Source organism: Nostoc sp., from assembly GCF_036917465.1.
Taxonomy (GTDB): Bacteria; Cyanobacteriota; Cyanobacteriia; order Cyanobacteriales; family Nostocaceae; genus Nostoc.
The window spans coordinates 137234-149340 of the sequence record NZ_JBALDL010000006.1; the positions used below are offsets into that span (position 1 = coordinate 137234).

A 12107-nucleotide genomic window follows, 5' to 3' on the forward strand; every position below is an offset into this window, starting at 1 on the left:
TAGTAAAAGCATCTCAATCAGTCTTAGAATAAGGAATTAAAAGAATTTGATGTATATTTTTAGCCGCATGATAAAACATCGATTAACGGTTTCATATCGATGAATTCTAATATCTAACGGCAGGTGTCATCGAATAGCATTCCTTTTTTTAATGCCAAAAACTTTTCAATCACTGTACTGTTCTTTGATTAACACTAGTTTTACATCAGGGAACATTAGAGTTAATAAAAACTCTCCGCTCTTTCCCCGCGCCTACCTATTAAGAAGTTATAATTTATTCCTCAACGATTTCAACTACTTTTGGAATCTCAATCTTTTGGGCATCAGTACTGTTTTCTGGTCTCAGTTTGTTTGAGTTTTAGCTCTTCTGTAATTGGTAAATTTTTAATTTAATTTATGAGAAATGTCACGGATTCAGTTTTGCTTCGTTCTTCATAGATAGCCTTGAGAATGGCTTCTATTCCATATCGGGCTACGGCATCTCCTGCAACAGTTATTAGATTAAGCAGGGCTATACCTCCGACGATACCAAACGGCCCCCCTAATGCTGTAAGGGTAGCTGCAACGGCGGCGGAACTACCTCCTGATGTAACTGCTAGAATCACTAGAATTACGCCAGGAAGTCCCAGTCCAGCAAGTTTTTTAACGATTTCGTTCATTTTAATCACCCTCAAAGTTTTTTTGCTACTTAAAGATTATAAACAGCAATAAAAGTTATTTAGCCTAACGAAAAGTGTAAAAGTCTTTTGATTTTATTGTTTTTCACAATTTTATTTTAATAAACAGATAATCTCAGGTTTATCAATAAAATGCAATAGCAGTTTAAGTCACTTAAATGGACAGTTAAGACAGTTAAGACAGTTAAGACAGTTAATAAATAATTACTCCCGGTTCGCCCATTTTTTCATTAGTTAGAGAAAATAAGCAGTTAAAAGTATACCCAGTGACATATTCTCAAAAAGACAGCGTAAGTGTACGTGTTCATGGGGCAGGGCAAACGCATCTTATTTGGCTACTAATTATACCCTTAACTCTCTTACGTATTTTCTCACAACCCAGATAGGATTGCTATATAAGCAGATGATAGTTAGAGAAGCGACTTACCAAGAATTGCTCAAACATCAGTGGGAACTTGATTCAGGTTCAATCTTGGGCTAAAACAAATTTTGCAAGGTAAAGACTGAAAAAATAGTGGCAACACACAAAACTACTAAAAAGTAAAAAATCCAAATTCGTCCAGCAAATTGTCCTAACAAACCAGCAACAATTGCTGCACTCACGTTGCCTGTATGGTTAAATACTTCGTTGCGCCCTACGCGCTTGTTTAAAGAGTCTTTTCCTACGACTCCTAGTGAGATAGCTGAAACTGTTGGGCCAACAATTACTGCTGATATACCAATTACAGCCTGAGCTGCAACCACCGCAGGTAAAGCCGAAAAGTTAACAATCACGATATAGCTAATTGCAACGGCTAGGGTAGCGATCGCAATCAGTAACCTTTTGTGACGGGAGGCATCAACTAGCGCACCTGTTGGGGTTTGTGCCAAAATTCCAGCAATGCTAGTAGTCGATAGAGCAATACCTACTTGAGCTGGATTCCAATGACGATCTGCGGCTAAGAAAATTGCCAAGTAAGGTTCAAAAACATCTCGGACATCGCCCAAGGTAAGGTTGAGGCGATCCAAACTACGAACAGATGTGCTTTTAGAATTATCCAAGGAATGTTTATAACGACCAAAAAGCAGGTTACTAATCTTGTGTTTAAGTTTTTGCATCAATCTGCTTTGGTCTGATTTATTTACTATTTTTAGTAAATCTTAATGAGATGTAATATTATTCGTCTCTTTCTTCAGACAGATTATCAGGAAAAAAATCAAATAAAATACATGATTTAAGGATGACTTTCTAGTCTAAAATTTGCTACGAGTAAGGAATATATAATGATTAGGCTTTTATTAGTAACACTTTGAGGTACAGACAAACAAATATTATTCTTTTATAGCTTCTGTTGTGAGAGTTTTAATAAATACTAATCAGACTGGGGATAGATTCCAAGTAAATGAGAGAACCATCAAAATATAGTTACAAATATTAATATTTTTCGTTTTGGATGAAATACTCTGTCGCTGTTCCTGGAGATGGGAAAATGGTTTTTATGGAAAGTAAGGGCTTGTTCTTCATTGCTGACTTTCCATCTGTACAAGTCGATCAAGACTTTTCTCAAACTTTAGTTCAAATACCACCATCACCGGATTGTGAAGTTTGTGTAATTGTTCCAGTTCGCAATGAAGCTCAGACATTAGCAGCAACCCTTAGTGCCTTAATACATCAGGTTGATTTAGAAGGACAGCTTTTAGATCCTAGACGTTACGAAATAATTTTGTTGGCAAATAATTGTAGCGATGATTCAGCAGCTATAGCTCGAAATTTGGCTGAACAAAATCCAGATATAGCACTGCATGTAGTTGAAAAAAGTCTGTCTGATGCAGAAGCCTATATTGGTCGAGTGCGTCAGATTTTGATGGATGAAGCATATCGCCGTTTGTGTAGCTTAGGACGCACAAGGGGGGTAATTGCTTCAACTGATGGAGACTCCCAGGTAAGCCCAACTTGGATTGCTGCTAACCTATACGAAATTAACTGTGGTGCTGATGCTGTAGGTGGGCGAATTGTTGTTGAGCGCAATGGTCTTGCCGATCTAGACCCTTACGCCAGAGCTTGCCATCTGCGTGAAGTAGGCTACCGCTATTTAATTACCGAATTAGAAACTTATCTCGATCCCGACCCCTATGACAGCTTTCCCCGCCATTATCAACACTATGGAGCAAGTTTGGCAGTCACAGCAGAAATGTATGCACTGGCAGGAGGCTTACCACCAGTGCGGACTCCTGAGGATGTAGCTTTTTACCGTGCTTTGGTACGGGTAAATGCCCGGTTTCGCCACAGTCCCCTAGTGCGGGTAGTAACTTCGGCGAGGCAAATCGGACGTACAAATGTTGGTTTAGCAAATCAGTTGAGTGAATGGATAGAAATGGGACGGCAGCAGCAACCATTTATAGTGGAGCCAGCAGCAGCTATTGAAATTCGTTTTGTTGCACGCCGCCAATTACGAGTGATGTGGTGGCATGTTCTTAATGGCTATCAATCAGATTATCCTCGCGTTGCGTCCTTGGCAGAGATGCTGGGAATTTCAACTCAATGGCTTGTGCAGAAATTGACCCAACCTTATACCTTTGGTCAATTGTTTGAAGAAGTCGAAGAACGCCAGCAGTCAGAAGGAACTTGGGCTTCGCGCTGGAAACTCGTGGAAATCCAACAAGCAATTGGAGATTTGCGCTTGCGCCTTGAGAGTTTGCGGCTCAGTTGGAGTAAACTCCAAGGGAATAATTTGACCCCGAATGATTTAGAGCCACATAAAGAGCAGTACTCTGTGGGAAGCTTACGCAACAGTGAGGGTAGCGCGTCACCAATAGGGAAGCGTTACAAGCCGTGATGCTTATATCCCCCGAATTCTATTCGGAGGATATTAAGCCTGAATTCTTCTTCATTTCTTAAACTCGCTCGAATAAATCAAGTCGATATTCTTCCTCTCGTTGACCTTTTAAATGCCGCAATTTATTTGGAGTTAACTCAAAAAACGAGTTATGAACTTCATCCCCACTCAACGGATAATCACGGGCATAGAGTGTCCAATGAACTAAAAGTAGATGTCCTCCAGGTTCCAGGTGTTCTAAAATGCACTGTTGGGATTTTTTCAGGTCTTCCCAGCTCCAGTAATAGCCAACTTCCGAGACTAGAGTTAAATCAAACATCTCATCAGGATATTGTTCCGGGACACGCATAATCTGGAACTTGACATTGGAGAGATGCCGACAGCGCTGTTTTGCTCTATTCTGCGCCAGTTTTGACACATCAACCGAGAGTAGTGAGTCACAATGCTTTTGTAGCTTTTCAGTTAAAACGCCAATGGAACCACCGATTTCAAAGGCAGACCGATAGCGCTCTTTGGGTAAAGCTGCGATCGTGGCAGCATATTTGTTAGCTTCGTATTCCCTTGTCTCGAACTTCCACGGGTCGGGATCTTCACTGTAGAGTTTATCGAAGTAACTGGGTGGTAAGGAGTCGGATTGTAACGGGTTCATTGGATTTCCTCTAAATAAATTTCCCAAGGACGAGTAAAGTTCGCTAACATTTCGGGACTCAGGCGAAAGCCTTCTGGGTCATCATCAATTAAATCTGTAATTTGGGAACGATAAGCAGCGATCGCTTTTTGTTTCAACTCCACTACTGTATTAATATTTAATCGCCAGGTTTTTACCTCAAGAGATTCTGGTAGACTTCGCTGTTGGTTTGAGTCCCAATCCCAAATCGGATACTCAATCAATCGGGGGGAAAAGCACAAATCATTCAGCACGGTGTGAATTAACTTCCAGGTTGCTCGGTGGTCTGCGTGAGGGTCATATCGCCACGGTAAAAAGATAATTTGTGGGGCGATTTCTGTGATGTAAGCATGACAACTAGGCACTGCACTTTGATACTGTGTTGAAATTGACCCATCCTGCATTCTGAAAAAGGTGACAGCATTAACTTCTACACCTAGTAATTTCAATGCCGATAAGGTTTCTGCTTCCCGCAAAGCACGGAGTTCATCTGCGGGATATTTCTGAGAGTTAGGGTGTGAAAGAGTACCATCACTTATGACTAAAACTTGCACATCACAATTCAAAGACCGTAACAGAGCGATCGCACCTCCACAGCCTAAAGTCTCATCATCAGGATGGGGTGCAACGATTAATGCCGGACTACAAGCGATCTCGTCAACGGAACGCCAAGGCAAAACACTAGGATTGCTTAGTGGTAATCCAATCAAGCCGAATTTATTCATCATTCCAAAGCAAATCAGCTTCCTGACTTTGCTGCAAGACATATTGTCCTACATTTGCCAAGGCCGCATCAAAAGCAGGTTGACGCAGATATAGAGTCAAATCTCGGATAATGCGTTCCATCGAATTTGGTGGTAGTAAGCCGCGAGTTCCAACAGAACGTTGGCACAAATGCATCACATCAATGCAAATTTGCTCAATTGCTGTCCTCACCATGTTGGCATAGGCGACGAGTTGATCTGCTTGTGGGTGGGTAACTGTGGGATAACCACCAAACGCTGGTGCATAGGCTGCTACCCGATCCGCAGCCCCCCGCAGCCAGAGATTACCACTTTCAATGGCGATCGCCATTCTGCCAAGCCGTTCCTGTTGATATGGATCGTTTGTATATTCCAACTTCTGGAGATACTGGCGAGTCAGGTTAAACAGTGCTTCTGCCCCACCTAGTTGCACGGCGGCAAACCGAATCACTCCAACAGACAACCACGGCTGTCGATAGTAATCTCCTGGCTGCCCGATTAAAGCGCTCTGATCCAACTCTACACCGCTAAAATCGACTTTGTAACTAGCGGTAGCTCGCATCCCAGAAGGTTGCCACCAAGCTGGATCGCTAACCGTTGTCACTTCGTCCATCGGCACAATGCACATTTGCCAACCGCCTTCTGGCAATACTCCATTAACGAAAGGACGTTCTACATAACCTGCACCAGTACAAAACGTTTTGGAACCTTCTAGGCGATAACGTCCATTCTCAAAAGGAATTATCTTGACACCATCAGAGGCTTCGGCATTCCAAACACCAAATATTTTCTGGCGATCGCGGGCATCACGGGCGTAGCTTGTGATTTGTTCTATAGAACCAAAGGTCTGAATCAGTTGCAGAGCGTTGATATGTCCTTCATAAATTCGACCAACTGCCAGATTGCCATGCCCTATCTGCTTTAAGAGGATTAAAAGCTCGTAGGTAACATTAGCATCAATTCCTGCACCCCATCCCCCTAATTCTTTCGCCAATGGTGCAGCCAATAACCCAGCCTTAGCAATCAGTTCAAACTCCTGCTTGGGAAAAGCACTATTGCAATCTATAGTACTGGCATTCTTTGCACAATAATCGGCGATTTCCTTGGCACGTTTTAGATCGAGAGCAATCTTAGAATCGGGCAATTTGGGGATGACGATATTCTGTGATAATTGGATGTTAATAGCCGACTCCTTTCTGTAATATTTCTTTATATCTTGTTGATAATAATGAAATTAAGTTGGTTAATAAATCTATCTTTTGTGTGATTAAACAAAAAGAGAGAAAATGAAAATACCTCTCAGCTGCACTTTATCCAATTAGGTAGTATAAACAGTAATATCCTCCAGCAATTCCAAATTCAAAAATTTAGGAGGAGTCAAGTCGTTGTCAGATGCGAATTTCGGCAGATTAGGCAATACATTTGCGCTTTAAAAAATTTTCTTGTGGAAGGGAATAGCGATCGTACAAGTCACGCCATCCACTCAGTCCACTGGGGCGCATCTGTCACCAGTTGAGCAAATTTGTTCGGGTTAATATCCTCAAACTCCAGCATTACACCCAACCGCTCATCATTTGTTAGTGTACTGAGTAATTCTTTAACCTGGTCAATCCCAGACTCAAAATACTCAATCGCTAACTGAGCATAATATTTAACTCGCTTCCACCAAGAATCACTGAGTTCTGCCTCTATGTCCATACCCCCCCGATTATTATCTCCATCTTCATTAATGGGGGGTGTGGACGGCGCATTAATCAAAAACAGCCAGCACAATTGAAGAATTGCGCCAAATTTACCAAGAATTTAGCCTTAGAACTTTCTCTGAGCAAGTACAGCAGATGTCCCGTGAACAAGCTCGCATTGTTTTTGCTGATGTTCTATAAGCAGATGATGATAAGGGAAAAGACTTACCAAGAATTGCTCAAACATCAGTGGGAACTTGATTCAGGTTCAATCTTGGGCTAAAACAAACTTTGCAAGGTTACTTTAAGCGACTCAGAAGAGAACGAACACACATTCGTGACAAACATACTCCCGATTTTCCCCTCGACTCCAAGCGACCAAGATAATCAAGATAGCGACAGAGGAATTTAAGATTGATGGAAATTGTCAGCTAAAATAATGAGGATAGTTATGGTTCTTAGCCAATGAATATCAGTATTGATATACCTGATGAGGTACGCGTTTATGTAGAGGCACAAGTGATGGCAGGTGCCTATAGCAGCATTGGCGAATATTTTCTCTCATTGGTACAGCAAGACCAAAAACGCAAGGCACAAGTGAAGTTAGAAGGACTATTGAAAGAAGGTATTGATTCTCTTGGGCAGGAAGTAACACCGGAATATTGGCAGAATTTGCGTTCTACCGTTTTAGGTCAGAACAGCATGGGGAACCAAAACGATACATGAACTATCGGTTAATTGTCAAAGACCGGGCAACGCAAGATTTGCGACATTTGGCAAATTATATATTGGTTAATGGGAATACGGATGCAGCAGTTAAATTCTTAAATGCTGCGGAATTAACCTTTGCTCAGTTGTCAAAGACTCCTGGGATGGGAAAGGTAACGCAGTTGGTGGAATCGAGATTGGGTAAAATCCGACAATGGCGCATCAAGGATTTTCGGGATTATCTGATTTTCTATTCTTTTGAGGATACTACCATTGAAATTTTGCGGGTATTTCATGGAGCAAGAGATTTAGCAGATGTACTTAGCTCTTTAGACGAAGAATTTTAACCCAAAATAAAACCAATCCATATCTGCAATTAATCGGGTGAGCTTTGTGAGGAATGACCTACACCGCTCCCTAGCATCCTTGGAAGAATTGTTGTTGAAAGCCGTGAGCGATTTAAGGAGGTCTACGGAAAGAATCTCAGTCTCAAGCTATTTATCCGCCAAAGGCTAAAAGCATCGTTTGAGAACAAAAAAGAAAGGTTGAGCTAGGTTCTTATAATCCATAATTCCTAACACAGTATTCTTATCTACTTTTCTAAAAGAATCATTGATTGGCAAATAATCATAAATCATAGTAGCCGTGACTTTGCCTCTATACTCCATCATTCTCAGTCTGGCTTGGCTTTTATCGGTTTTCAGCAAAGAATTAATTGACCCTAGTAACGGTTTGAGAGAATTATTTTTGGGTATCGGTAACTTCAAAACCCAGTTCATTAAAGTCGGATGAGGCGCAACTGGAAAAATCTTCCCCTGACTATCTAAAAATAATAAAGGGTGAACATTTTCAGCATCTATAAATTCTTTCCCATACCAATTAGAAATTTCTAATAAACCATCCATTGGATGATTTGTATGTAGTCCAGACCCTTGCCAACGACCAAACATAAAATCTAAATTCACGGGTTCAAAAGCATCAAACAATTCTAGAGCTTTTTCTATTGTAGTTTTACCCGTTTTTAGAATTAACTGATAATTTTCTAAGGTTTCCATTGTTGTTATCCTTTTACCTATTATCCTAGCAAAACTGAGCTTTTTATACTCATTCTTTCGTATGCGAGTACAAGCCTCTGATAGGAGATGGAAATTATGACAGGCTTACTGATCTCATGCAAGTGCTATATAAATTCTAGTTCTATTCTTGATGAGAAATATGAAATACAGTTTTCTGATCGCCACTATCACACTTTGTCAAACTCAATGTAGAGGTGCTTCAGTGTACGCATGAGTACGTTTGGTAAGTATTGGTATCCTTCTGATGCCAAGCGGATATTCTTTATCCGTAGCAGCAACCTTTTATAAGCGATGTGCATTTCCTTACGAGCAAGCATAGCACCCAAACAAAAATGAATGCCATGACCAAAAGATAGGTGGTTACTTGCATTATGGCGGCGCACATCGAAACGCTCACTCTCCTGAAATTTTCTGGGGTCGCGGTTAGCGGCATCGAAGCGAAGCATCACTAAAGACCCAGCTTTGAGATCGATGTCTTGGAGTTTTGTATCTTGCGTTACAACTCGCCACATTCCGGCTGTGGGGCTTTCCATCCGTAAAACTTCTTCCACTAAATTCTCTAGCAGGGAAGGATCTGCTTGTAGCAACGGAATCTGCTCTTGATTCTTTGTCAGCAACAACATCCCAGCTGTAAGGGCACTAGTGACCGTCTCATTACCTGCTACTAGTATTTGCTGAATTATACTTAGCAGTTCAGCAGTATCGAGCGCTCGTTCTCCAGCCACCTTTGCCTGTACCAAGTCGGTGATCAAATCATCTTCAGGCTGTTTTTTGCGTGACTCGATGACATCATGAAAATAATGTTGGAAAGCAACAACATCTTTAGCACACTCGATCTCCTGCTCTCTAGAAAGTAGATGACCTAGACGCGCAATAAAAGCATCAGACCATTTTTTGAACTTTGGCAGATCCTCTGGCGGCACACCTAATTGTTGAGCAATAACTTTGACAGGTAAAGGGACGGCAAACTCACTGACAAATTCACACTTGCTCCTCGTGATGAAACAGTCAATGAGTTCATCAACAATCTGCTCAATCAAATCATGCATTTTGTTCACACGCGACGAGCTAAATGCCTTATTCACTAGCGCTCGGAATCGCTCGTGTTCTGGCGGGTCTGCTGTGAGCAGGGTGTTCATCTGAGGCCAACCTTGAGCAGAGATTTTCTGCAATTCATTATCTTGTTCTTCAATGCCTGCCAGTAAAGTAGAGAAATTGCTGGAGAATACTCCTGTATCCTTAAGGATTTCGTTTACCAAGTCATAGCTGGTAACAAGAAAGAGCTTGGCATCAGTTCTGGGACTCGGTAGTTCCATAATTGGTGCTTGCTCCTGAGCCAGCTTGTAAAATTCATAAGGACACACAAGCAGTTCTGGGTCAAAGAAGTTGTAATCCGACAGATGCTTCATGCTTGTGGTGGTGGTTAGTGATAATTTGCTTTGAGTCACTGTCAAGTCAACAAGATCATAACAGTTTAAGGGCAACCTCTAAAGCTTTATCTTATCTGCGGGATTGCATCCTTGACCAAATGCTAGGGCTACGCTAACGTTCCTGGGCGGGCGAATGCACCTTGCCATCACCCCATACACTCGATTGGGACTGTAAAGCAAGTATTCATAAGGTAAAGTTCCAGAGAGCGATGCCTGCGGCAACCCTGGAAGGGAACGCACATTTAGGTCAAAGATTTCTTCGTCAACTCCACTGTTGAGCCATTCAGTTAAATGCTGGTTTTCTGAACTAATCGTTGGCTAATATTCACATCAACACCTTTAAACACCCCAGATATTGTGCTGTTTCAAACCAACTTTTCACTTGTTGGTGTAGCGTAGGATGATTATCTTTGAGGCTCAAAATATAATCAGAATCATTTTCTACAATTTTTTTAGCAATCGATTTCTGTGAACGCAAAAGCATCAATAGTAATGATGCAGCTAGATAAGTCCAGCATTTCTAATAGTGCTGGAATTGCTGTAATTTCATTTGATTTAGCACTCACCTTCGTTTGTCCCAAGACCAAACGGTGTTCTTTTGACCAAGCACTGACCATCTGTAAAGCTTTTATTGAGTGCATTTGAAATTGAATCGAGTGAATTTTTACTCTACCTCCGTGAGGATCGGAACGCAGGAGAATAAATTTGTAAGCGATCGCCCCAATCAAGCGAGGAAAAGAGGAGCGATGCCACCGGAAAGGGCGGGTACGCGATCGCATCACACAGCATTACCTCCAGTTTTGTCAGAAAAAATAGTACAAGAGTGTGAGATGCTCACCATTTATGAGAACCCTATTTGCCCTTATGCTGACGGAAAGGAGAAAAAACAATTTATGAGACAAAATCCCACCCACCGCCGCCAAAGCTTGCTAAAAGCCTTAACTCTGACTTTTTTCTTGTTGGCATCCGTAATGCCCACTGTTCTAGCTAACCAGAGCGAACAAGCCAAAGCTTTTGACCACACAGCCACGCTCCAAACTGTACTCACCAGCAGTCATCGCTCCCTTGCAAATCGTGACCGAGACAAGTACCGCCACCCAGCCCAGACTCTTGAATTCTTCGGTCTGCGCCCAAATATGACCGTAGTTGAATTGTGGCCAGGGAGCGGTTGGTATACCGAGATATTAGCCCCATTTCTAGCGCCCAAGGGACAACTCATAGTTACTAACTTTGCTCCTAGCACGAGTAAACCCGCTTTGGCTTTCCAACAGAAGCTAGCAGCTAATCCAGAGGTTTTTGGTAAGGTCAAAGTCGTTGAAATTAATCCCCCAAAAGAACTTACCCTAGCTCCAGACAACTCTGTAGACCTAGTTCTTACCTTTCGCAATATTCACAACTGGGTTAAGGCTGGCTATGACGAGCAGGTTTACGCGGCAGCTTACAAAGCACTCAAGCCAGGGGGCATTTTGGGAGTGGAAGAACACCGCGCCAAACCAGATATTTCTTTAGAAGAGAGTATTAAAACTGGCTATATGTCTGAATTGGGCATAATTGCTGCTGTAGAAAAAGCCGGCTTCAAATTGGTGGGCAAATCAGAGATTAACGCCAATCCAAAAGATACCAAAGACTATCCGGGCGGAGTTTGGACACTACCTCCAACCTTGAGCCAAGGACAAAAGGATAAAAAACGCTTCCTCGCCATTGGCGAGAGCGACCGTATGACCCTAAAGTTTGTCAAACCTAAAGCCCCCTAATTGCCAAAACGAGAGCTAGATGGCAGCTTGAGAGGATGTTTGAACTTTGGACAAAGGCGATCTGACGACAGCATTCAAGCGATCGCGTTGAGCGTCTCGTAGAGAGGAAACCCCGAGCGATCGCCTTCATTCGATTCAAGCGAACACGAGTGTGTCTCACAGAGAGGAAAAGTTAAGGATGGGTAGTTTCCCAATCATGTTCAAGCCTAAAAATAGGCAATTTAACCAAGATAAGGGTATTGTAGCGGCTTGATTTTCAATAATTCAGCCCAGTATTTTATAGCATTATGTTTGGTGGTTTCTATGTCACGCGATTTGTGAACCCTGCCTATCTCCATTAAAAAATATGTGAGTTTCATAGCAGTAATACCAATTTTCTATGAAGCTGCATATAATTCGATCCCCCTTAGCCCACGCCAGTCGCTCATGGGGGAAACCCCCAAGACCGCGCTGGCTCCCCTTACAGCATTTACGGCTGTTATGAGGTACAGTAGCAGCAACTAGCAAACCAGTTTCTTAAATGTTGAGGATTTATCAAGTCGAGTGCAACTGAG

General features: G+C 42.1%; 14 protein-coding genes and 2 pseudogenes. 6 read left to right on the plus strand and 10 right to left on the minus strand.

Going from position 1 to position 12107, the window contains the following annotated elements; translation table 11 throughout:
• Positions 1-389: 389 nt before the first annotated feature.
• On the minus strand, positions 390-659 hold the full coding sequence (locus tag V7K38_RS01910) for a hypothetical protein (protein ID WP_334855034.1): 270 nt from the start codon (positions 657-659) through the stop codon (positions 390-392).
• A gap of 409 nt (positions 660-1068) precedes the next feature.
• On the opposite strand from V7K38_RS01910, the pseudogene V7K38_RS01915 reads away from it, so the two are divergent.
• Positions 1069-1158, plus strand: a pseudogene (locus tag V7K38_RS01915) (NblA/ycf18 family protein); the annotation flags it as partial.
• Here the strand turns inward: V7K38_RS01915 and V7K38_RS01920 are convergent.
• Complete coding sequence (locus V7K38_RS01920) at positions 1155-1775, minus strand: MFS transporter (protein ID WP_334855035.1); 621 nt, start codon at positions 1773-1775, stop codon at positions 1155-1157. The pseudogene V7K38_RS01915 and the gene V7K38_RS01920 overlap by 4 nt on opposite strands.
• Before the next feature lie 335 nt (positions 1776-2110).
• On the opposite strand from V7K38_RS01920, the gene V7K38_RS01925 reads away from it, so the two are divergent.
• Positions 2111-3493 (plus strand): glycosyltransferase family A protein, encoded by a 1383-nt coding sequence (locus tag V7K38_RS01925; protein WP_334855036.1) that lies wholly within the window; start codon positions 2111-2113, stop codon positions 3491-3493.
• A 58-nt stretch (positions 3494-3551) separates the two neighbouring features.
• On the opposite strand, the gene V7K38_RS01930 is transcribed toward V7K38_RS01925, so the two are convergent.
• From V7K38_RS01930 to V7K38_RS01945, 4 genes are all read right to left on the minus strand, one after another.
• Positions 3552-4142, minus strand: coding sequence for a class I SAM-dependent DNA methyltransferase (locus tag V7K38_RS01930; RefSeq protein WP_334855037.1), 591 nt, complete (start codon positions 4140-4142; stop codon positions 3552-3554).
• Entirely contained in the window at positions 4139-4888 is a 750-nt protein-coding gene (locus V7K38_RS01935) for a PIG-L deacetylase family protein (protein WP_334855038.1), read from the minus strand. The genes V7K38_RS01930 and V7K38_RS01935 overlap by 4 nt, the downstream gene beginning before the upstream one ends.
• Complete coding sequence (locus V7K38_RS01940; RefSeq protein WP_334855039.1) at positions 4878-6047, minus strand: acyl-CoA dehydrogenase family protein; 1170 nt, start codon at positions 6045-6047, stop codon at positions 4878-4880. The genes V7K38_RS01935 and V7K38_RS01940 overlap by 11 nt, the downstream gene beginning before the upstream one ends.
• Before the next feature lie 326 nt (positions 6048-6373).
• On the minus strand, positions 6374-6601 hold the full coding sequence (locus tag V7K38_RS01945; RefSeq protein WP_334855040.1) for a hypothetical protein: 228 nt from the start codon (positions 6599-6601) through the stop codon (positions 6374-6376).
• A 74-nt stretch (positions 6602-6675) separates the two neighbouring features.
• Here V7K38_RS01945 and V7K38_RS01950 point away from each other — a divergent pair.
• From V7K38_RS01950 to V7K38_RS01960, 3 genes and pseudogenes are all read left to right on the plus strand, one after another.
• Positions 6676-6868: pseudogene (locus tag V7K38_RS01950) on the plus strand (NblA/ycf18 family protein).
• Between the two features lie 182 nt (positions 6869-7050).
• Complete coding sequence (locus V7K38_RS01955; RefSeq protein WP_334855041.1) at positions 7051-7311, plus strand: ribbon-helix-helix domain-containing protein; 261 nt, start codon at positions 7051-7053, stop codon at positions 7309-7311.
• Positions 7308-7640 carry a type II toxin-antitoxin system RelE/ParE family toxin gene (locus tag V7K38_RS01960; RefSeq protein ID WP_334855042.1) on the plus strand — a complete coding sequence of 111 codons (333 nt, stop codon included), beginning with the start codon at positions 7308-7310 and terminating at the stop codon, positions 7638-7640. Before V7K38_RS01955 ends, V7K38_RS01960 begins: the two co-directional genes overlap by 4 nt.
• A 165-nt stretch (positions 7641-7805) precedes the next feature.
• Here the strand turns inward: V7K38_RS01960 and V7K38_RS01965 are convergent, their stop codons facing one another.
• The 3 genes from V7K38_RS01965 to V7K38_RS29520 all read right to left on the minus strand — a co-directional run bounded on the left by V7K38_RS01965 (position 7806) and on the right by V7K38_RS29520 (position 10578).
• Positions 7806-8348, minus strand: a complete 543-nt coding sequence (locus V7K38_RS01965) for a DUF4334 domain-containing protein (RefSeq protein ID WP_334855043.1) — start codon at positions 8346-8348, stop codon at positions 7806-7808.
• Between the two features lie 188 nt (positions 8349-8536).
• On the minus strand, positions 8537-9778 hold the full coding sequence (locus V7K38_RS01970) for a cytochrome P450 (RefSeq protein ID WP_334855044.1): 1242 nt from the start codon (positions 9776-9778) through the stop codon (positions 8537-8539).
• 473 nt (positions 9779-10251) lie between these two features.
• Entirely contained in the window at positions 10252-10578 is a 327-nt protein-coding gene (locus V7K38_RS29520) for an ISAs1 family transposase (protein ID WP_442940737.1), read from the minus strand.
• Here V7K38_RS29520 and V7K38_RS01980 point away from each other — a divergent pair.
• Complete coding sequence (locus V7K38_RS01980) at positions 10546-11553, plus strand: class I SAM-dependent methyltransferase (protein ID WP_334855045.1); 1008 nt, start codon at positions 10546-10548, stop codon at positions 11551-11553. The genes V7K38_RS29520 and V7K38_RS01980 overlap by 33 nt on opposite strands.
• On the opposite strand, the gene V7K38_RS01985 is transcribed toward V7K38_RS01980, so the two are convergent.
• Positions 11540-11713 carry a hypothetical protein gene (locus V7K38_RS01985; RefSeq protein WP_334855046.1) on the minus strand — a complete coding sequence of 58 codons (174 nt, stop codon included), beginning with the start codon at positions 11711-11713 and terminating at the stop codon, positions 11540-11542. The genes V7K38_RS01980 and V7K38_RS01985 overlap by 14 nt on opposite strands.
• Positions 11714-12107 lie beyond the last annotated feature (394 nt).